Genomic DNA, 22,916 nt, shown 5'->3' with positions numbered 1-22,916 from the left:
CTTTACAAGACTAAATAAAAATATGAAGAAATTAATTACCTCAGTTTCAATTTTACTAATGATGACAGCAGCTAATGCACAAAAATACGAACTTCAACACCTGACCGATCCTAGTGGATATCAATATGACAGCGTTAAAAATGACGCCAATGGTGTTAGAATCTATACTCTTAAAAATGGCCTAAAAGTCTATCTTGCCAAAAACGATGATGCGCCGCGTATCCAAACCTACATTCCTGTAAGAACGGGATCCAACCAAGATCCTGCCGATAATACTGGACTAGCGCACTATTTGGAGCACATGGTTTTCAAAGGGACTTCAAAGCTGGGTACACAAGATTGGGCAAAGGAGAAAACTTTGTTACAACAGATTTCTGACCTTTATGAACAGCATAAAGCCGAGAAAGATCCAGAAAAAAAGAAAGCACTTTATAAAAAAATCGATGAAGTGTCTTTGGAAGCTTCAAAATATACCATCGCTAACGAATATGACAAAGCGATTTCTTCTTTGGGAGCAACAGGGACCAATGCTCACACTTGGCTAGATGAGACGGTTTACAAAAATAATATTCCGTCCAACGAGTTGGAAAAATGGTTGCGTGTAGAAAAAGAACGTTTTTCTGAATTGGTTTTAAGATTATTCCATACCGAATTGGAGGCCGTTTATGAGGAATTCAATCGTGCGCAGGATAACGATGGAAGATTGGTGAATTATGAGCTGATGGACGCATTATTTCCAAAACATCCTAATGGACAACAGACCACTATTGGGACTTCAGAACATTTGAAAAACCCGTCAATGTTGGCAATTCACAAGTATTTTGATACGTATTATGTGCCCAATAATATGGCAGTCGTTTTGGTTGGTGATATCGATTTTGACAAAACCATCAAGTTGGTTGACCAATATTTTGGAAGCTTTAAATACAAAGAACTTCCTAAGAAACAACTGCCAACAGAAGAACCAATGACTTCGGTAGTTTCAAGAACCGTGAAAAGTCCATCTGCACCTCGACTGACAATGGCTTGGAGAACAGATTCTTATGGAACTAAAGAAGCACGATTGGCAGATTTAGTTGCTAATATTTTATCAAATAATGGAGATGCGGGACTTATCGATCTTAATATCAATCAGCAACAAAAAGCCTTGGGTGCGTACGCTTATGCGTCGCCCTTCAAATATTACGGGAATATGACCATGGCAATTGTTCCCAAAGATGGACAGTCGATGGAAGATGCTAAAACACTTTTATTAAGCCAAATCGATTTAATTAAAAAAGGAGAGTTCCCAGATTGGATGTTGCCAGCAATCATCAATGATATGAAAGTCCAGCGTCTTAAAGGTTGGGAAACTGCTGACGGTCTAGCAACAACACTTTATAATGTCTATATCAAAAATGTGAATTGGGAAGACGAACTGAATGATATTAATGAATACGAAAACATTACAAAAGCCGATATTGTAAAATTCGCGAACGATTTCTTCAAAGATAATTATGTGGTTGTTTATAAAGAAAAAGGCGTGAATGACAAATTGGTTCGTGTCGAAAATCCAGGCATTACACCGATTAAATTGAACCGTGATGTACAGTCGCCATTCTTAAAAGATATTTTGAATACCAAAGTTGGCGATATCAAACCTCAGTTTATCGATTATCAAACGGCGATTAAAACAAGTAAAATCAAAGATAAAAAAATCAGCTTCGTTAATAATAAATACAACGAAGTGGCACAAGTGAGTTATGTGTTCCCAATGGGATCAGATAATGACAAAGAAATGTCTTTAGCGGTACAAGTTTTACAGTATTTAGGAACATCAAAATACACGCCGGAACAACTAAAAGGTGAGTTTTATAAATTGGGAATTGCCAACAGTTTCAGAACGGGTAATGACCAGATTATTGTGACTTTAACAGGTCTGGAAAGCAACATGAAAAAAGGTGTAGAACTTCTTAACCATTGGATGTCTGATGTTAAAGCGGACCAAACTATTTATAACCAAACGGTAAAAACAATTTTGGAATCGCGTGAAGTTGCTAAAAAAGACAAAACCAGAATTATGGGCGCTTTGAGTAACTATGCGAAATACGGAAAAGAAAGCCGCTTCTCAGATGTTATTTCTAAACAAAGATTGGAAAGCATCAAAGTTGACGATCTTATGACAAAAATTAAAGATCTTAACAAATACCCTTACGAGGTTTTCTTATATGGAAAAGATGAAAAAGCTTTGCAAAATAATCTTAAGCCTTTTATTCAAAATGCCAGTTTAGTGGCGCCAAAAGCAAAAGTTTATCCAGAGCCAGCAACGGACGGAAAAGTTTTCTTTACCAATTATGACATGGTACAAACAGAAATGTCAAGAATTGGGAAAGCCTCTGAAGTTAACACAAAAGATTTCGGAAAAATTAATGTGTTTAACGAATATTTCGGACGTGGATTGTCATCGATTGTTTTCCAAGAAATTCGTGAGAGCAAGTCTTTGGCTTATTCTGCTTATGTATCTTATTCTGCAAGTAATTTGCTAAACCACCCGAATTATGTGACAACTTACATCGGTACACAAGCCAACAAATTGCCACAAGCAGTTAGCGCGATGAACGAGTTGATGGCGGATTTTCCACAAATTCCAGCACAATTCGAAAACGCTAAAGGTTCTGCGCTTAAACAAATTGCATCTAACAGAATTAACAGAACCAATATTTATTTCAATCAGTTAGCATTGGCGAAGTTGGGCATCAACTACGATATCAGAAAAGATACTTATGCGGAAATTGAGTCTTTAACTTTACCAAGTTTGACCAATTTCTATAATCAAGAAATAAAAACATTGAAATACAATACTGCCATTATTGGGAAAAAAGAAAACCTGAATATGGACGCGATTAATAAAATGGGCGATTTCAAAGAAGTTAGTTTAGAAGAGATTTTTGGTTATTAATTTAACTGTTAATATTATTATAAAAAGTGAGGTTTAGGCTTCACTTTTTTATTTTTTTTATAATTTTATACTTAAAGTGTTATTAAATTCGTTTAGTAAAAAAGTGTAAATGTGTATTGGTGAATGCGAAGAATCTCATCAAGATAATCGTTATTGCGAATATCCTTTGTTTTGCTGGCTACAAAGGACAGCAGAATATCGTATTGTCTAATGATCTTTTCAGTGGGATAAGTTCAGTAGCATCTTCGCCATCGCATACTTTTCTCAATCCTAATCCTTGGGATATTCAGCTCTTTTCAGAAGATATCAGTGTTTTTAATGATCATGCTTATATTTCTCAACAAAGATTACTCGGTTTACCCAATGCAACCATAGAAACTGCAAATCCCAAAATAGGAATTTTGGGAACTTCACAAGCCAATGTTTTGGATTTTTACAATAAAAATTTTTCGGCTGCTTTTGTAAGTTCAGAAGTTATGGGACCTTCATTTTCTATCAAAACAAGAATTAACGAAAAAGCTTTTAATATTGGACTTTTTACAAGATTAAGAACTCAGGTTTCAGTGATCGATTTTGATAATTATCTAAGATTTCAAAATCAAAATATAGATCGTCCAGCCGAATATTTTTTAAAACCTATTAATACCAGTTTTATGAATTGGGGCGAAGTGGGACTCAATGTTTCTACTCAAATTTTTGAACAGTCAGACTACAAATGGCATATTGGTTTCAATTTGAAATATGAAGCAGGTTTTGATGCTTATAATCTGCAAAATTTGGATGATCTTAAATTGATTAATGAGGTCGATGTTGATGGCAAATCAAAAGTTTCTGCAGAAGAATACAACATTCAGGCAAGTTACGCAACCAACTATAATTTCCAACAGAAAAAATACAATTTCAAACAACAAGGAAAAGGTTTCGGGATCGACTTTGGGCTGTCGTTTATTAATCAAAATGATGATGAGGAAGCTTATGATTTTATTATGAGTCTTAATCTTTTAGATGTCGGATATGTCAATTTTGATGGCGCAAATCACAGATTTATTGGAAATGAAATTATTGATTTAGAACAAAATCCCGCCTTCGAAAATAAAAAATTTGACGATCCCGAAGAATTCCTACGAACTTTAAGCCAAGAAGTTTATGGCAATCCCAACACTTCGAAAGTATCCACAGGTTTTAGAATAGGACTTCCGACATCGCTACATTTCTCAATGAGCAAAAATATTAGTAAAAATAAATATGTAAGTCTGAATTGGATACAACGAACCCCAATTTTTGAAAATACTCTGCAAAGAATTAATGCGATTACAGCTTCATATTCTGTACAAAAAAATGCCATCGGTTACGGATTTTCTACTTCTTTGTACGAGTATAGAAATTTACAATTTGGTGCTTACTTGCGCCTAGGTCCTCTTATTTTGGGAAGCGACAATTTGTTCCCTATGTTTTTTAAACACAAACAATTGCATTCCGCCAACTTTTTTATTGGATTAAAATTGTATCCATTTTGGGACAATGTGTTTAAAAGACACCGCCGACAAAAATGCAATTGTTAAGCTTAAGTAAAACTGAAATCGCCGTCGCCATCGGTAAATTGAAAATTGAAATTTTCCCCTAATTCTGAAAGGAATTTTTTGGATATCAAATAGTTTCGTTCAAATTCGCGACGGTAAAGTGCACTCAGGCTTTTCTTGTTTGATAATTCTAGATTGAGTTTGTCATCATAAATTGTCATCATTTTGACTTTAAAACTTTTCAAAATTTCTGGTAGAAAATCAGCAATGATTTTGGCGTTTTCGGTGAAATAATACAAGATTTTCAAATGTCCATTTCGAATAGAACATAGAAAACAAGCGACTAATTTTTCAGCATCATAAAGTTTTACCCAAAACATTTTGTAGCTTTTGGCGTAAGACGAAAAAAGATAATTGGCTTGCGACTTTTCTGTCGATAACCAAGGGTATTTTAACATCCAAGAAAACTCAGCAGAAGCACGTGAAATCGGATTTTTCTGTTGTTCGGAAACGAATGCTGTTAATTCTTCATCCCATTGATAAGCGGTAGTATAATTGAGTTTTGACGATTTTGAAAAATACGGAATGGCTGGATTTATCAGATTATCAAATCGAAGTAACCAATCTTTATTACGCTCAAAAACTGCTTTTTTGGAAGGTAAAATCTCCGCCAAATTGGATTTGAAATAATAACGCACAGCTCTTTTAGAAGTTAAGCTCTCGAAAAGTCCAATTTTATGATAAAGTCTTGCTGCACTTTCTGTGAATTCTGTAATCATCAATCGGCCATTATAAGCTTCTTCGGCAGCATATAACAACTTTTGAGCGATTTGTTTTCCGCGGTATTTTTCGCTTACCAAAATTGTTGAAAGCCATGCAAAATGAAACTGTTCTCCATCTTTGCAAACATCGTCTGGCAACAAGCCAAGATAGCCTGCTAGCTGGTTTTCTTCGTAAGCCAAGAACAACAAAATATCGTCTTCTTTTGCACGCGGATTGTGGATGTGGGACAATTCTCGAAACTCCGAAATTGGCGCAAATTCAAAATTTTGAAATGCTGCCGATGTCGTAAATCCTTTCAGTTGACTTTTATTTAATCCAAGAATGTTAACCACGTTTATCAATTTTAAACAAATATAACGAACTTGATTTTCAAAAGGAAGTTTTTAAACTTGTTTAAAATAAAATCTTTGCGCTAAATGCGATGTTTATTAACTAATTTTAAAAACTGAAAGTATAAAATCTCACTTTTTAGAATTTGAGAGGCAGAGTAGTTTCCTGCTTCCATTGGAATGCGTTGTAAATTTTTAAATCGAGAGTCGAACTTAAGACCTGCCGCGCCAAAAGTAAATTGTAGCTGTGGATTGATATTAAACAGATTTTCAAAAAAAGAATTGGAAACGCCAAAATCCGTAAATGGAAATGCAAATGCATCATTATTGAGTTGCTTTTCGGACAAAAAATCCAGAGCTTTTTGGGTGTTTTCCAACTGTTGATTTTCCGTAAGTTGATGGTACAAAGGATGATCCCAACCGTGCGCTGCAATGCCAAATCCATCTTTCTGTAAAGATTCTAATTGTGGTGTGGTCAAATAGACTTGATGTTCTTTTAAATAATTTTGAACGTCAATAGTTAGGAAATCGGCGATGTGATCAAGGAGATGTTGATTCTGAAATGTAATAGAAAGAATTTCTTTTTTTAAATTTAAAAAATCAGAACTCAATTTTAAAGTTTTAAAATCCTGAATTTTTGTAAACAAATCCTTATTTTCTTCCAACTCCGAAATGATAAGACTGGCTTTGTTGCGCCACATCATCTCGTGATTGTCAATGAATTTTGGGTTGATAAAGTTAATGGCGAAAATGCCTTTTTGTTTCAGGATAGGTGCGATAACATCATGAAAATCGCGGTAGCCATCATCAAAAGTTAAAAGTAATTTTGGTTTTCCGGTTTTGTTTTTAGATTGCTTTCTCTGAAGGAAAGTTTCCCAATCGATAAAATCAAAAGTTTTGGATAAGTCGTCAAGATCTTTAATAAAAACTTTCGAACTTCGGTACGGGAAAAGATGTTTTGCGTGTTTTAATTGTTGATCGCTAATGCTGTGATAAACAATCACCAAATCGCGATAGGGAAGATATTTCGATAAAAAATTTAACGAAACAGATTTTAAAAAAGTTGAAGTCGTGGAATAGAATAAAGATTTTGCACTCACTAGAAAAAAAACATTGTCAAAGCTTTCGCCTTGACAATGTTAAGAAAATTTTATTTAATAATCTTCATTTCGTTGAGAAGCCATTTAGCATCGGCATATTTGTCAACGATAAATAGGATATATTTGGTATCTACCATGATGTTTCGGCTGAATCGTGGATCGAAGTTGATGTCACTCATCGTACCTTCCCATTGTCTGTCAAAGTTAAGTCCAATAAGATTTCCGTAAGCGTCCAAAGCTGGGGAACCAGAGTTACCGCCCGTTGTATGGTTGGTCGCTGTGAAGTTAACAGGAACATCGCCAGATTTATCTTTGTAGATGCCATAATCTTTAGAATTGTAAAGACTAATCAATTTTTTAGGAACATCAAACTCGTAATCTCCAGGAATGTATTTTTCCATAATGCCTGCAAGATGGGTTTTGTAAGCGTAAGAAACGGCATCACGCGGCGTAGAACCTTTGATTTTTCCGTAAGTTACACGCAAAGTCGAATTAGCATCTGGGAAGAATTTTCTGTCCTTATCTGTTGCCATTTGTTGCGCCATGAAAGTTTTTTGCAACGCGTCTATATCGGTTTGCAGATTGGTTACTTTAGCATGGGTTGTGCTAACATAAGATGATTTAATATTATTCCAAAGCTGAATCAGCGGATCACTTTTTAAGGTCTGGATAAGTTTGGTTTGGTCCGCAAAAACTTTGTTGATGTCACTATATGTTGTTGCACCGTTAAGACTTCCACGTCCTGTGATAATGGAGTTTTTCGACCAATTCTCCAATGTTACGGCATTCGCATTCGGATCTTTAAACTTTTCTAAACCGCTAGGTAAAAACTGTGCTTGAGATTTGTTTGCGTACAACGCCAATACTTGTGCTGTGACTTTAGCATCAAGATCACCTTCATAATCTTTATAAATTTCTGCTAATCTTGCTTTGAAACTTTCTACAGTTTTGGGCGAAGATTTTCCACTTTCTACAGCGTCCATGTAACTAGAGAATAAACTTGCTAACGCCAAAGTTTCTGCATTTCTAGGCAATTCGGAATAATAAGCGCGGTTCAGGGCATAAGGTGCTTGTTCGTTATAGGCTTTGTTGAGTCCGTCAATAGTCGCTTTTATTTCAGGGTTTTTGGCGATTAAAGATTTTTCGTATTCTTGTTTTTTACCAACAGCGTTTGACTTTTTAAGACCTTCTACTTCACCAATCCATTTTTTCCAAGCATTTGCGATTCTGGCATATTTAGAAGCGTATTTAATTCTTGTGGCGTTGTCGGTTCTCATTTTTTCATCAAGAACTTTCAAGGTCACATCACGCATAGAAATCATTGCAGGATCGGTCTCATTCATTACTTTTTCAACAGCTATAGCAGGAAGATATTCTGTCGTTCTTCCAGGGAAACCAAATACAAAAGTGAAATCGTTCTCTTGTTTATCTTTGATAGAAATTGGTAAGAAATGTTTCGGTTTGTAAGGCACGTTGTCTTTAGAGTATTCTGCAGGTTTGTTATTTTTGTCTGCATAGATTCTGAACATCGAAAAATCGCCTGTATGTCTTGGCCAAACCCAGTTGTCTGTATCGCTCCCGAATTTTCCGATAGATGAAGGCGGTGCGCCAACTAGACGAACATCTTTATAGGTTTCAATAACATAAGCGTAAAATTTATTTCCATAGTACATGGATTTTACACTTACTTTTTGATAGTTTTCAACTTTTTGAGAGGCAATATAAGCTTCCGTATTCTGTTTGATTTTAGCATCCAAAGCGGCTCCCGTTAATCCATCTGTACCAGATAGAATCTGAGAAGTTACTTCTTTGATGTCTGCTATAAAATCTACCGTTACACCAGGATTAGGAAGTTCGCCGTCCATATTTTTTGCCCAAAATCCATTGGTTAACAAGTCGTTTTCAACTGTAGAATGCGACTGGATATTGTCATAACCACAATGGTGATTGGTCAACAAAAGTCCTTGTGGAGAGATAATCTCGGCAGTACATCCACCATCGAACTGTACCACAGCATCTTTGATACTCGCTTTGCTAGGGTCAAAAATATCTTTTGCAGAAATTTTCATCCCTAAATCTTTCATTTCCTTTTCATTAAGTTCTGTAGGGATCCACATTCCACCATACTGTTGTGCAAAAGCCATAGTCGCAGGCAGTAGAATTGCTGATAATAGAAATCTTCTTTTCATTTTTTAGCATTAAAATTGAGCCAATTTACGCATTTTTATCCGAATTGAATTGTCTGAATTTTCAGTAAGAATTTCCCCTATTTTTTTTAATAGATTTTTTTTGGAGCAATTCCCGCTATCCGCTGTATCTTTTGCGGGCTACTCGGACGGCGCCGCTACGCTCCGCCACCTCGCGCCCACAAAAGGATGCCGCTTCTATCGGGGCTAGGACAAATTTAACATATGCTATAGTTTCCCAACTTAGGAATTAATCGTATTTTCGAAGGAAATAAATAGTTTTATGAAGAATAGAATTTCCATGTTGTTGTTGGTAGCTGCCAGTCTTGGTTTTGCACAAGAAAATGTCACTTATCAAAAACCGTCCGCAGAGATTTTGCAATTAGCAGATTATGATCGTCCACCATCTATTATGATGGATAGTAAAAGAGCCTTGGTGGTATTAAGTTACCGATCCACTTACAAAACTTTGGAAGATCTTAATCAGGACGAAATGAAGTTGGGAGGACTTAGGATAAACCCTGTGACTAATATCTCTAGTACGATGACCTATTCCAACAATTTGAAAATTAAAAAAGTTAAAGATAAATCAGAAACTCAAGTTAAAGGTCTCCCTGTCAATGCGAGAATCGCCTATCTGCAATTGTCGCCAGACGAAAAATCTTTAGCTTTCACCAATACGACGGCAAAAGGTGTCGAGCTTTGGGTTGTAGATTTGGCGTCAGCCACCGCGAAGAAGCTAACTTCTGATAACCTCAATGCCAATATGGGTTCGCCATATTCTTGGTTTAGAGATTCAAAAGCATTGTTGGTCAGTCAATTGCTAGACAATCGTCCAAGTCTTTTAGATGACAAAAAAAACTTGCCAACCGGACCGATTGTTTCCACAGCCGAAGGCAAAGTGTCACAAAACAGAACTTATCAGGATCTTCTTAAAAACCCACAAGACGAAAAGAATTTTGAAACATTAGTAACTTCAGAATTATATAAAGTTGATTTTAATGGAAATGCAACATTGTTCAAAAAAGCGGACATGTATGCCGGGCAAAGTTTCTCGCCAGATGGTAAATACATTAACATCACAACATTACAAAAACCATTTTCGTATATCGTGCCTTTGTCAAGATTTCCGATGACAAGTGTGGTGTATGATGAATCGGGTAACGAAGTTGAAAAAGTTAACACGATTCCATTAACGGAGATTATGCCAAAAGGTTTTTCCGCGACCCGTGAAGGCAAACGAAATATGGCTTGGCGTGCTGACAAACCTGCAAGTTTGTATTTTGTACAAGCTTTGGATGGTGGAGATCCTGCTAAGAAAGTGGATTTTCGTGATGAAGTTTATACCTGGGATGCACCCTTTAATTCTGCGCCAAAATCTCTGGTAAAACTAAAAGAACGTTTTGCTGGAATACAATGGGGCGATGACCAACATGCAACAGTTATGGATTCTTGGTACGATACCCGTAATTTAACAACACAATTTTTAAATCCTTCAACAGGAGAAACCAAACTTATTTCGAGTCGTAATTTTCAGGATATGTACAAAGATCCGGGAGAATTCCAAACCAAAAGAAATCAATTCGGGCGCGATGTGATTGATGTTGAAGCTGGCAAATCCTACCTTTTGGGAGAAGGCTTTACCAAGGAAGGACAATTTCCATTTATCGATTCATTTGATTGGAAAACTTTAAAAACGACAAGACTTTATACATCGAATGTTAAAGGGAAAAAAGAAGATTTAATTGATATTTTGGATATTAAGAAAAACGAAATTTTGGTTCGCGAGCAATCCAAAAACGAATATCCGAATTATTATATCAAAAATTTTAAATCCGGAAAATTAACACCTGTTACGCAATTTGCTAATCCTTTTGCCAGCATCAAAGATGTTTACAAAGAAGTGATCCATTATAAGAGAAATGATGGTGTTGACTTGACAGGAACGCTTTATCTACCGCTTGGTTATAACAAAAAAGATAAATTGCCATTGTTAATTTGGGCTTACCCTGAAGAGTTTAAAGATAAGGCGACAGCGGGTCAAAACACCAAAAATCCTAATGAGTTTACATTCCCAAGCTATGGATCGTTCATCTATTGGGTGACCAAAGGTTATGCAGTTCTAGATGATGCGTCGTTCCCAATTATTGGTGAAGGTAAAACAGAACCGAACGATACTTTTGTTACACAATTGGTAGCAGATGGGAAAGCAGCCATCGATGCTGTGGACAAATTAGGTTATATCGATAGAAAAAGAGTAGCTGTGGGAGGACATTCTTACGGTGCTTTTATGACGGCTAATCTATTGACATATTCGGATTTATTTGCTTGTGGAATTGCGAGAAGTGGTGCTTATAACAGAACTTTAACGCCGTTCGGGTTCCAAACTGAGCAGCGCAATTATTGGGATGTTCCTAATGTTTATAACGAGATGTCTCCTTTTATGAACGCTAATAAAATGAAGACGCCAATGCTATTGGTGCATGGTGAAGCGGATAACAATCCGGGAACGTTCACCTTACAAACGGAGCGTTATTTTCAAGCACTTAAAAATCTAGGAGCACCTGTTAGAATGGTTCTTTTACCAAAAGAATCGCATGGGTATGTTGCCAAAGAAAATATTATGCATTTACTTTGGGAACAAGATCAGTTCCTTGAAAAATGTTTGCAAAAAAAATAATAACATTTAATAAACAAAAAACCATCGAAACTTCGATGGTTTTTTAGTTTTTTAGCAAAAAAGATTAATTTTTTTCTTTTAAAAGATCTCTGATTTGCGTTAAAAGTTCTTCCTGAGTTGGCCCTGCTGGAGCTTCTTCTGCAACTGGATCTGGCTTTTTCAGTTTGTTAATACCTTTAATCATTAAAAATAATGCAAAAGCTACAACCATGAAAGAAATTGCAGACGATAAAAAATTTCCATACTTAATCGCTGTACCGGGAACAACTAATTGAGAAAGATTTTCTGCATTAATCGCTTTCAAAGCTGGATTTAGGATGGCTGGTGTAATAATGTCTTCTACCAAAGACGTAACAATTTTACCAAATGCACCGCCGATAACTACACCGACAGCCAAGTCAATCACATTGCCTTTAACAGCAAATTCTTTGAATTCTTTAAAAAATCCCATAGTGTTTTGTTTAATATATTTACAAAAATAAAAAAAATATTAATGTTTCATTAACTTAATAATATCTTTTACAAAACACTTGTATTATTTTATAAATAAAATCATATTTGCAATTTGGTTTTTATTAAATTTACAAAAAACTCATGGATGAAAATACTCAATGTTAATCAATTGCGTGAATGCGATCAATATACGATAAGGAATAAGCCTATTTTTTCAATTAATCTCATGGAGAAAGCAGCTAAGTCGAGCTGCGAATGGCTTATCAAAAATATTAATCCTAATGATGATTTCGTTATTTTTTGTGGTAATGGCAACAATGGCGGCGATGGATTGGCTTTAGCAAGACTCTTAGTTCAGAATAACAGAAAAGTTAAAGTTGTCGTCAATTATGGGAAGAAATTTTCAAAAGATGCGGTAACTAATTTACAGCGTATTCCAGAAACAATACCAATTATAGATGCTTGTGATTTTTCAACGACAGAGCTACGTAATTCAACAGTGCTGATCGATGCAATTTTTGGTATTGGACTTAATAAAAATATAGGACAGCCTTGGGAAAATCTTATTAATGAAATTAATAAACTTCCTAATCGCATCATATCTTTAGACCTTCCATCGGGATTAAGCCCAGATGCTGATAAAAACAGTATTGTTTTCATTAAAGCTAATGATACTCTAAGTTTTCAATTTTATAAAAAAATATTTTTTCATCCCGAAACTGGAATTTTTTGTGGAAAAATTCATGTTTTAAATATAGACCTTAGTCCTGGTTTTATTGAAGATGTTGTCGTTGACGCGTATGTAGCGGATGAACTTGAAATCAAAAAAATATATAAATCCCGACCAGAATTTAGCCATAAAGGACATTTTGGAAAAGCCGTTTTGGTGGGAGGAACGTATGGGAAAACAGGTGCGATACTTTTGGCAGGACGTGTTGCTGCAAGGACTGGTGCTGGTTTAACCTTTATTAATGCGCCCGAATGTGCGTATTCTTCTTGCCTTATGCAAGTTCCAGAAGCAATGTTCGAATTTTCAGGAATCAAAGAAGTTGAACATATTAATTACATAGAAGACGGAGAATACGGCATTGGCCCAGGATTTGGGAAAAATGAAATTGCCCGTTCTGCATTAGAAAATTTTTTACGAAGTCATAGTCGTCCCGTTGTTTTAGATGCAGATGCTTTAGCGATTTTTTCAACGCATCTTAATCTTTTATCTTGGGTGCCAAAAGATTCTATTCTTACGCCACATCCTAAAGAATTTGAAAGGATTTTTGGGCTATCCGCGAGCTCTTTTGAACGCTTAGAACTGGCAAAAGAAATTGCTAAAAAATACCAACTGAACATCGTTCTTAAAGATCATCATACACAGATTATTTTACATACTGGAGAAGTTTATTACAACATCAGCGGTAATTCTGGACTTGCAAAAGGCGGAAGTGGTGACGTGTTGACAGGTATTATCACCTCGCTTTTGGCTCAAAAATATTCACCGAAGGAGGCTGCGATTTTTGGCGTGTGGATTCACGGGAAAGCCGCCGATTTAGCGCTCAAAAATCAAGCGAAAGAAAGTCTTTTAGCTTCCGATGTTATTGAAAGCGTCGGAAAAGTTTTTAACTATTTGTCAAAATAGCCAATAATAGACTAACAATAATAATAACGACTGTCCAGATCCAAACCGATTTGGATATTTTTGTTTGTTTTCCTTTAGCAACTTTATAAATGCTGGATTGGATTTCTAAAAATAAAATCAAAACAAAGGTGTTAATAGAAAGTATCACGATGTTTTCTTTGTCCGAAAACCAATTTTGTTTTAATAAAGAATCCGAAATTTTTAGTGATTTTAAATCAATAGCCTGCGTACTGAACAGCGAGAAAAACAAAAGTCCTAAAATGGGTAACAACCAATAAAATATTTTGCTGCTAAATCCGTCTGCATCACCATTTAGTCCAAAATGAATAGGAATACGTTTGGGTAAATTCTGGTAGGTTAATGCGCTAAAAAGTAAAAGTGAAAATAGTAGCAAACTATTTATTAAAATAAGGAGTAACAACATTTTTATAAAAATTAGATAGCTTGTTTAAGTGTTTATTAAAACCAGCAATTTAAAATTATTTTATTGAGAACGGAATTCTTTTATTATTAAATTTGTTATATGATGAATGATAAAAAATCCGAAGTTTTCCGTCAACTTGTTGAGAACAAATTCCAAATATACAATTCGTTGTTCATGAGTTTGCCTTATGATAAAATGACGAATATCGGCATGTTGTTACCTTTTTTATATGAAGAAAGTAAGGAAGGCTATGACAAAGCTTTGTCGCCAGAAACGATCATCAATTCATTTTTTAAAAATCATACCGATCTGCAATCTGAAGAACAAAAGATTGAACTGCTTTTCAAAATTGTGCAATATATTGAGCGACAAGTGGTGTTGTTTGATAGTATCGAAGATGCGGCTTTTCAGAAGTTGCATTCTCAGGCAGATAGCGGAACAATTCCGAATCTTTATGAACGTGCTGTGCAGGATCATCGTTTGCAAGAAGTTCGTAAAAAATTAAAAGATTTTTCTGTCAAGATAGTGTTCACGGCACATCCTACGCAGTTTTATCCCAATGCCGTGCAACGGATTATCCACGATTTGCGCGATGCGATCCAAAACGATTCGGTGACACAGATTGATGTTCTTTTGCAGCAATTGGGGAAAACGCCTTTTGTTAACAAAGAGCGTCCAACGCCTTTGGATGAGGCGATGAGTATTATTTACTATCTGCGCTATGTCTATTATCAAAGTATTGGTGACTTGTACAAAAATCTGAAAGAAACTTTCGAGACAGAGCATTTTCATCTTCATCCAGATATTATCAAACTCGGTTTTTGGCCAGGCGGAGATCGGGACGGCAATCCATTTGTGACTTCGGATGTCACTTTGGAAGTGGCGAATGAGCTGCGAAGTTCTATTTTGAAATGTTATTATGGACATCTCAAAAGCTTAAGAAGAAGACTTAGTTTTAGAGGCGTTTCTGATGTTTTAGAAAGTTTGAGCCATCAATTATATCAAGCGATTTTTCAAAAAGATTTTAAAATTTCTGAAACCGACATTATTTCTAAAATCAATGACGCAGAACATATTTTGGTGACCCAACATCAAGCGCTATTCCATGATTTGTTAGATGATTATCGCGATAGAGTAAAGATTTTTGGGACGCATTTTGCGACATTGGATATTCGACAAGATAGTCGTGTTCATCAAAAAATTGTCGATGCTATTTATCAAAATATATTTAAAACAGAAGATATTTCTAAAGTTTCAAATAACGATAAATTTAACCAAATTATTTCTTCAAATCAAATTATAAAACCAGAAAATTTCTCTGAAGAAATTGTAAAAGACAGCTTACAAAACATTCTGAACATTACCAAAATTCAGGAGCAAAATGGCGAACGCGGTCTGCATCGTTATATCATTTCGAATTCTGATGAGGTTAAAGACGTTATGAATGTGTATGCGATGATGAAAGCTTGCGGTTATCAAGATACGGACATCAAAATGGATATTGTACCACTTTTCGAAACGATGGATGGTCTCGATAATTCAGAATCTGTGATGCGAGAACTTTACGAAAATCCAATCTATGCAGAACATCTCCAGCGTCGCAAAAATGAACAATACATCATGCTCGGTTTTTCAGACGGGACTAAAGATGGTGGCTATCTCAAAGCAAATTGGGAAATCTACCGCGCCAAAGAAAATTTAACAAAAGTTGCTAAAGAATTTGGGGTAAAAGTAGTTTTCTTCGATGGACGTGGCGGGCCACCAGCAAGAGGCGGTGGAAAAACGCATGACTTTTACGCATCACAAGGGAAAACAATTGCCAACAATCAAATAGAGCTTACGATACAAGGACAAACTATAACGAGTGTTTTTGGAAATAAAAATCAGGCCAAATATAATTTTGAACAATTGTTAAGCGCTGGGATTGAAAATGACGTTTTCGAAAATTCTAAGAAAGAACTTTCCAAAAGAGAACGGGATTTAATAAATGAATTGGCAACAATTAGCTTTGAGAAATACAGCCAACTGAAATCTCACCCCATGTTTGTGCCGTATTTGCAGGAGATGAGTACTTTGGAATATTACGGAAAAACCAATATCGGAAGTCGCCCGAGCAAACGTGGCGCCGATGGTGAACTAAAATTTGAAGATTTACGTGCTATTCCTTTTGTGGGATCTTGGTCGCAACTAAAACAAAATGTTCCTGGATTTTTTGGATTTGGAACCGCTTTGAAACAGTTGAAAGAAGAAGGTCGATTTGATGATGTTAAACTTTTGTATCAGCACTCAGACTTTTTCAAAACTTTGGTGCTCAACTCGATGATGTCGATGAATAAGACGTATTTTCCATTGACTTATTATATGCGAGAAAATCCAAAATTTGGTGCATTTTGGAATATTCTCTTTGATGAATTTAATCTTTCCAAAGATTTGATGTTGAAATTGACAGGTTTCAAAGTTTTGATGCAGGAAGAACCATTAAATAGAAAATCGGTTCTAATTCGTGAAAAAATTGTTTTGCCTTTGCTAAGTATTCAACAATATGCGTTGATGCAAATTCAGAAAAATCCGGATAACAAAGCACTTTACGAAAAATTAGTGATGCGTTCTTTATTCGGAAATATCAATGCGAGTCGCAATTCGGCTTAATTTTAAAATTAAATAATAAAAGCTGTCAAATTCTGACAGCTTTTTCTATTTAGTTTTTAATGAACTTTTCAACTTTCGTATTGTCATTTACTTTTAGATAATAAACTGAGTTTTCTAATGTAGAAACATCAATTTTCGAAGATTTTGAAGTTAAAATTAATCGACCGATATTATCATAAATTTGGATTGATTGTATTTTGTCACTTGATTTTACTTCAATAAAACCTTTGGCAGGGTTGGGATAGATGCTAAAGTTAGTTGTTTTAATATTCTCGGTTGCTAAAAATTGGTTATAAGTTTTTCCGAAATTAAGAATGCCATAACCTTCTTGATCTGTTGGCGCGTTAGCCAGCGAAGCATTGCCACGAAGTTTATTTTGTACATCTACCAAATTGACACTTTTTGGAAGTGCTTGCAAAAGAGAAGCAACGCCACCTGCGGCCAACGGATTGGCTAGAGAGGTGCCACTAGCTTCTGTAACATCATTGTTAAGAACAGTCGCTGTAAAGAGCCCACGTGCGCAAGCATCAGGTTTTATAACGCCTGCGGAATTGGGGCCGTAAGAAGAAAATGTCGCCATACCACCAAATTGATCTGCAGCGCCAATCGAAAATACTTTAGCATTATCTGCTGGTGTGATGATGTAATGCCAGTCATTATTCCCCTCGTTGCCAGCAGCAAAATTGATGAATATACCTTTCTCGAAAGCGATTTGGGCGCCACGAGCTATAAAAGTTGTCGTCCCATTCATATCCGCATAGGTGTAGTCATAGCGACTGTCATCGAAAATATAATATCCCAAAGAGGTTGTAATAAGATCTACACCTTTTCTGTCGGCTTCTTCCGCTGCTTCTATCCAATAGAGTTGTTCTTCTGGAATTTCGACATCGTCATTTTCTGAAACATATAGGTAAAAATTAGCATCTGGCGCAGAACCTACAAATTGATTCTGAATGTATCCGCCAATTGTCCCAAGGCAAATACTACCATGAGGATTTAGCGCGGTATTGTAGATGTCATTATTTTTAGAAACAAAGTTATAGCTTCCTTTTATTTGATTATTATCTCTTAATCTTTTGAAAGCACTTCCCGTGTTTACAGTAGGGAAGCCGGTGTCAATAACTGCAATGTCGATTCCTGTGCCGGTGTAACCTGCAATGTGTAATGGTTTTAGGTTGATTTGGTTTATTTGTGCAGTTGCTTCACCATAATTAAAATTGGTTTTGTTGGCACTCATATTTTTCCATTTGTTAGGTCGATCTGCTAAAGCTTTTTGATTGCCAGAAGGATTTCTTACAAAAGATTCCACATGCGAAACGTAAGGTTGAGATTGTAAAGTTTGGATCTGTGCAGGTGTTGCGTTAACGGCGACACCATTTAACCATTTGGAATAATCAGTTACTGTAAAACCTAAATTCTTGACATTCTGAATATAGCTTGCTTCAATTGGCGCATCTTGATCGTTAAGTGCAATCGATTTTTGAGTCCTACGATCCAAAGATTTCTGTGACAATTCTGAAAGTGGATTGGCGTAGAAACTTGCTTTGTTGGGTTTATCTTTGAAAAAGACAAAAACCAATTCTGTCTGCTGTGCCTGCGCGAATATAAGTCCGCCAAACATCAAGGTTGTAAAGATTTTTTTCATAGATTTATGACTGCTTATTTTTTTATAAGAACTAAATTAAGCGTAAATTTACAAAATCAAAGTTTTCGTTATGAAAAAAATTCAAATGGTTGACCTTCAAAGTCAATATTATAAAATAAAAAATGAAGTGGACAACGCTGTTATCAATGTAATGAACTCCGCAGCGTTTATTAATGGACCAGAGGTCAAATTTTTCCAATCCGATTTAGAAAATTATCTTGATGTAAAACACGTTATTCCTTGTGCTAATGGTACAGATGCTCTACAAATTGCGTTGATGGCATTGGACCTTAAAGAAGGTGACGAGGTGATTACAGCGGATTTTACTTTTGCTGCAACAGTGGAAGTTATTCATTTATTAAAATTGAAATCAGTTTTGGTGGATGTAGATTATAACACATTTACTATTGATCCAGAACAAATTAAAAAAGCAATCACGCCCAAAACTAAAGCCATTATTCCGGTGCATTTATTCGGACAATGTGCAAATATGGAAGAAATTTTAAAAATTGCTAAAGAGCACAATCTTTATGTTATTGAAGATAATGCACAAGCAATTGGCGCAGATTATACATTCTCTGACGGATCTGTTAAAAAATCCGGAACCATGGGAACTATTGGTACAACATCATTTTTCCCTTCCAAGAATTTAGGCTGTTATGGTGACGGTGGTGCTATTTTCACCAACGATGACGAGCTTGCTCATCGCTTGAGAGGTATTGTGAATCATGGCATGTACGAGAGATATTATCATGACGAAGTTGGTGTTAACTCAAGGTTAGACAGTATCCAAGCCGTTGTTTTGAGACAGAAACTTCCGTTGCTAAATAATTATAACGAAGCGCGCCAATGGGCAGCCAATTATTACAACGAAGCATTCGCCAATCATCCGCATATTTTGACGCCTCAAAAAGCTGAAAATTCGTCCCATGTTTTCCACCAATATACGTTGAGAATTACCAATGGAAAACGCAATGAACTTCAAAAATTCTTAGCTGAAAAAGACATTCCAGCGATGATATATTATCCTGTGGCGCTTAGAAAACAAAAAGCTTATTACCAAGAAAGTAATGATGCTGATTTTATTAATACCGATAAGCTTTTGGATCAGGTTATTTCTTTGCCAATGCATACCGAGTTGGATGAAGAACAACTGAAATATATTACAGAAGCGGTTTTGGAGTTTATGTCAGCAGAGTAAAAAAACTAATTATAATACATGGCAATACTAGTAACAGGAGGATTAGGCTATATCGGATCGCACACCGTTGTTGAATTACTGAACAATGGTTTTGAAGTGGTTATTGTAGATGATATGTCGAATTCGGAGAAGTTTATTTTAAATAATATCGAAGAAGTAGCGGGCAAAAAACCAATTTTTTATCCGTTCGATTTAAGAAGAAAAGAATTACTATCTCAGGTTTTTGAAGCACATAATATTGAAGGTTGTATTAATTTTGCAGCTTTTAAAGCGGTTGGCGAAAGTCAGGAAAAACCTTTGGAATATTACGAAAATAATTTGTTTTCTTTAATTAATATTCTTCAGGAATTTAAAAATAGAAATATCTCGAATTTCATTTTTAGTTCTTCTTGTACAGTGTATGGACAAGCGGACGAAATGCCAATTGATGAAAATACGCCACTCAAAATGCCCGAAAGTGTTTATGGGAAAACCAAACAAATGGGCGAGGAAATTCTAAAAGATTTTGCAATGGCTAATCATAAAAAAATTACGCTTTTAAGATACTTTAATCCTATTGGTGCGCATCCAACTGCAAAATTAGGCGAATTGCCAATTGGTGTTCCTAATAATTTGGTTCCCTATGTAACGCAGACTGCTGCAAAAATTAGAGAAAAACTAAGCATTTGGGGTAATGATTATCCTACGGAAGATGGTACCGCAGTGCGCGATTATATCTATGTCGTTGACTTAGCAAAAGCCCATGTGGCGGCCCTCAAAAAATTGCTTGCTTCATCGGAAGAAACACTTATTGATGTTTATAATCTAGGAACTGGCAAAGGTTCGTCGGTTTTGGAAATTGTTAAAGCTTTTGAATCTGCGAATAATGTGGAAGTTCCTTATCAAGTATGTGATCGTAGAGCGGGCGATATTACAATCGCTTATGCTAATGCGGATAAAGCTGAAAAAGAACTCAATTGGAAAGCTGATACTTCGCTAGAAGAAGCGTTGAGAACGACTTGGCAATGGCAAAAATATTTGGAAACCAGAACCAATTAAAACAAAAAAAGCGATTCAATTTGAATCGCTTTTTTTTATTTCTTAATTAATTTTTGAGAGCTTGTTTCGCCATTTTCTAAATGTATTAAAAGCATGTATATGCCTTTTGGTAAATTAGAAATATCGAATTTTTTCAAATGGTATTCAGCGAGTTTTTTTCCGTCCATAGTGTACAAAATAACTTGCGTTACTTTTTGAGGCGATTGTATTGTAATCTCTTTGTCACTTGGATTTGGGGAAATTTTAATTCTATTTTTTGAAACTTCCTCGGTGCCTAGTTTTATAGACTGCGAATAGATTGGGCCAATCCAAAGACTTTCTTTGTCGTTATTTAGACATTTGGATTTTACATAAGCCTCGTAATACCAATTAATAGTCAGATTATCGAGATGCAACGTAGGATTGCTTGTGTCGACATAGTTGTCAAGATTCGTATTAAATGCATTTTTTCTGGCATACAAAACTTGCCAAGACGTATCTGGGCTTTGGTCCCAATTCAAATCAAAACTTTGATTAATTTGATTTTCGAGTCTGAAATTAGTTGGTCCTTCACAGATAACTTCACCATTTTTATTATTCTGAATATACATCGAAATCGGGAAATAACCTTCTCCACCTGCAAATACCGCACTAGGAACTGTTAATTTTATACTGTGCTGCCCCGCTGAGAGATTTCCTAAACTTATTTCGCGGTTCGGGATTGCATCGCCTGGACACCAATTGTTCCAAGACATCCAGTTACGCAAAGTTTTTTCAGTTGCTCCATAGATACCATTAGCTTGCGTGTTGAATTGTCGATAAGGTTCACAGGTTTTTCCTCCAGGTTTATATTGATACATCAAATTATCATTTAGATAAACATAATGCTCTCTTCTTACATATTCTTCACCATTGGTATTAGCACCGTGGTTGGATGAGATTAAATGTAAAACTGCATTCTCTACAGGTTGCTCCAAAGTGAAATTGATAATTCTGGTGGTGGTTCCAGGAACATCCGTTGCATTATAATTATTTAGATTTTGTCGATAAGACAATGGCAGGAAAAAGTTGGGCGACGTTGGCGCTGTTCCTGTAGAAACAAATTTTAAACTTCCTCGGAAAACGTCAGTTCTATCTGCACAACCTGCAACTTGTTGGTTGGCAGCCGCAGAATAACCATCGGCACGGAACTCAATCCATGCATCATAATTTTGCATAAGATTGGCATCGTGTAGGATGTTTGCGAGATTATTCGCTGGGAAACTATACGGCACAGAAGTTGGCGTTTTGTTTTTGTTCATAAACGGCGTGATGAATCTTCCCAACTCAATACGTTTGACATCTGTTTGATCCCAAGTGTAAGCTGTACTTCCTTTGGGAACTAAAGCCAGATTGATACCTGCAATTCGGTCATAATTATCACAAGCCGCAAAAAGATCAACTTCAATAGAAACATTACTTCCTAAACCACTAATTTCTTCACTGGTTAATTTTCTCGAAATAATGTCGCGTTCGTAAGCATGCAAGCGAATGGCCCCAGAAGGGATTTGCGAATAAGCTTCTGGCGGCAAACTTTCGCCTTCACCCAAATAATGATACATGCTGTAGAAAGGGACATCTTCAAAAACATTAATGTTTTGAGCAGATAGACTCAGTCCAATGCCAAATACAGTAATGCAAGAGAGTAATTTTTGCTTCATAAGATTTATTTATCACAAATGTAAATAAATAAACTTTATTATTGTAGTTTAATATCAAAAAGCGAATTATTTTGCTAAAAGAATAAAATTTGTGTTAAATATCCAAATGATTGCGATATTCTGCCCAGATGATTTTAAACCATTCGGTGTAATGTTCTGGAGAATCTTCGATTTCTTTTTCTAAATCAGCGATAGAAAGGTATTTTATCTCCGCAACTTCATCAGGATTTAATGTAAAATCACCATTATATTCACCAGTGAAAACATAATCCAACTCATGCTCCCAAAGACCTTGTCCAACATCGGCTTTGTAGATAAAAAAGAAACGTTCTGTAAGCGCTGTCTCAATACCCAATTCCTCTTGTAGGCGACGTTTTGCCGCATCTATATAAGATTCATTTTCACGAGGATGACTGCAACAAGCATTGGTCCATTGCAATGGCGAATGGTATTTTCCCGCAGCGCGACGTTGTAACAACATTTCACCTTTATCATTAAATAAAAACACTGAAAAAGCCCTATGTAACAAAGCATTTTCATGCGCTTGCATTTTCTCCATCAATCCCAAAACCTCGTCTTGTGGATTTACTAAAACAACACGTTCTTCCATAGCGCAAAGCTAACTAAAATTTTCTGAATTTTTAGGAGCCAGGAACCT

The 22,916-nt window shown here is 35.8% G+C and carries 15 protein-coding genes; 7 read left to right on the top strand and 8 right to left on the bottom strand.

What is annotated here, in order from left to right:
* The first annotated feature begins 22 nt into the window (after positions 1–22).
* Both ACVFVN_RS00145 and ACVFVN_RS00140 read left to right on the top strand, forming a co-directional pair.
* Positions 23–2,938: a M16 family metallopeptidase gene (locus ACVFVN_RS00145; RefSeq protein ID WP_456233669.1), complete on the top strand. Its 2,916-nt coding sequence runs from the start codon at positions 23–25 to the stop codon at positions 2,936–2,938.
* A gap of 119 nt (positions 2,939–3,057) precedes the next feature.
* Positions 3,058–4,500, top strand: coding sequence for a hypothetical protein (locus tag ACVFVN_RS00140; protein ID WP_456233668.1), 1,443 nt, complete (start codon positions 3,058–3,060; stop codon positions 4,498–4,500).
* Between the two features lie 2 nt (positions 4,501–4,502).
* Here the strand turns inward: ACVFVN_RS00140 and ACVFVN_RS00135 are convergent, their stop codons facing one another.
* The 3 genes from ACVFVN_RS00135 to ACVFVN_RS00125 form a co-directional block, all read right to left on the bottom strand.
* A complete protein-coding gene (locus ACVFVN_RS00135) occupies positions 4,503–5,573 on the bottom strand; it encodes a GNAT family N-acetyltransferase (RefSeq protein ID WP_456233667.1) in 1,071 nt (356 codons plus the stop codon).
* An 80-nt stretch (positions 5,574–5,653) separates the two neighbouring features.
* Positions 5,654–6,670: a polysaccharide deacetylase family protein gene (locus ACVFVN_RS00130; RefSeq protein WP_456233666.1), complete on the bottom strand. Its 1,017-nt coding sequence runs from the start codon at positions 6,668–6,670 to the stop codon at positions 5,654–5,656.
* Between the two features lie 50 nt (positions 6,671–6,720).
* A complete protein-coding gene (locus ACVFVN_RS00125; protein ID WP_456233665.1) occupies positions 6,721–8,859 on the bottom strand; it encodes a S46 family peptidase in 2,139 nt (712 codons plus the stop codon).
* A gap of 280 nt (positions 8,860–9,139) precedes the next feature.
* Between ACVFVN_RS00125 and ACVFVN_RS00120 the strand changes: the two genes are divergently transcribed.
* The gene (locus ACVFVN_RS00120; protein WP_456233664.1) at positions 9,140–11,536 is read left to right on the top strand and encodes a prolyl oligopeptidase family serine peptidase; all 2,397 of its coding nucleotides are present in this window, start codon (positions 9,140–9,142) and stop codon (positions 11,534–11,536) included.
* A 64-nt stretch (positions 11,537–11,600) separates the two neighbouring features.
* Here the strand turns inward: ACVFVN_RS00120 and mscL are convergent, their stop codons facing one another.
* A complete protein-coding gene (gene mscL, locus ACVFVN_RS00115; protein ID WP_165132355.1) occupies positions 11,601–11,987 on the bottom strand; it encodes a large conductance mechanosensitive channel protein MscL in 387 nt (128 codons plus the stop codon).
* A gap of 147 nt (positions 11,988–12,134) precedes the next feature.
* On the opposite strand from mscL, the gene ACVFVN_RS00110 reads away from it, so the two are divergent.
* On the top strand, positions 12,135–13,622 hold the full coding sequence (locus ACVFVN_RS00110; RefSeq protein ID WP_456233663.1) for an NAD(P)H-hydrate dehydratase: 1,488 nt from the start codon (positions 12,135–12,137) through the stop codon (positions 13,620–13,622).
* Here the strand turns inward: ACVFVN_RS00110 and ACVFVN_RS00105 are convergent.
* Positions 13,603–14,046, bottom strand: coding sequence for a DUF1648 domain-containing protein (locus tag ACVFVN_RS00105; protein ID WP_456233662.1), 444 nt, complete (start codon positions 14,044–14,046; stop codon positions 13,603–13,605). The two genes, ACVFVN_RS00110 and ACVFVN_RS00105, sit on opposite strands and share 20 nt — an antisense overlap.
* Positions 14,047–14,145: 99 nt before the next feature.
* Between ACVFVN_RS00105 and ACVFVN_RS00100 the strand changes: the two genes are divergently transcribed.
* Positions 14,146–16,695, top strand: coding sequence for a phosphoenolpyruvate carboxylase (locus ACVFVN_RS00100; RefSeq protein ID WP_456233661.1), 2,550 nt, complete (start codon positions 14,146–14,148; stop codon positions 16,693–16,695).
* 49 nt (positions 16,696–16,744) lie between these two features.
* Here the strand turns inward: ACVFVN_RS00100 and ACVFVN_RS00095 are convergent, their stop codons facing one another.
* Complete coding sequence (locus ACVFVN_RS00095) at positions 16,745–18,340, bottom strand: S8 family serine peptidase (RefSeq protein ID WP_456233660.1); 1,596 nt, start codon at positions 18,338–18,340, stop codon at positions 16,745–16,747.
* A 70-nt stretch (positions 18,341–18,410) separates the two neighbouring features.
* Between ACVFVN_RS00095 and ACVFVN_RS00090 the strand changes: the two genes are divergently transcribed.
* Positions 18,411–19,541 (top strand): DegT/DnrJ/EryC1/StrS family aminotransferase, encoded by a 1,131-nt coding sequence (locus tag ACVFVN_RS00090; protein ID WP_165132343.1) that lies wholly within the window; start codon positions 18,411–18,413, stop codon positions 19,539–19,541.
* An 18-nt stretch (positions 19,542–19,559) separates the two neighbouring features.
* Positions 19,560–20,579: a UDP-glucose 4-epimerase GalE gene (gene galE / locus ACVFVN_RS00085; protein ID WP_456233659.1), complete on the top strand. Its 1,020-nt coding sequence runs from the start codon at positions 19,560–19,562 to the stop codon at positions 20,577–20,579.
* Positions 20,580–20,614: 35 nt separating this feature from the next.
* Here galE and ACVFVN_RS00080 read toward each other — a convergent pair whose 3' ends face one another.
* Both ACVFVN_RS00080 and idi read right to left on the bottom strand, forming a co-directional pair.
* A complete protein-coding gene (locus ACVFVN_RS00080; protein ID WP_456233658.1) occupies positions 20,615–22,258 on the bottom strand; it encodes a peptide-N-glycosidase F-related protein in 1,644 nt (547 codons plus the stop codon).
* A gap of 94 nt (positions 22,259–22,352) precedes the next feature.
* Positions 22,353–22,868, bottom strand: a complete 516-nt coding sequence (gene idi, locus ACVFVN_RS00075) for an isopentenyl-diphosphate Delta-isomerase (RefSeq protein ID WP_165132334.1) — start codon at positions 22,866–22,868, stop codon at positions 22,353–22,355.
* Positions 22,869–22,916 lie beyond the last annotated feature (48 nt).

The organism is Soonwooa purpurea (assembly GCF_053891095.1).
This window is presented reverse-complemented; position numbering and strand designations above follow the sequence as displayed.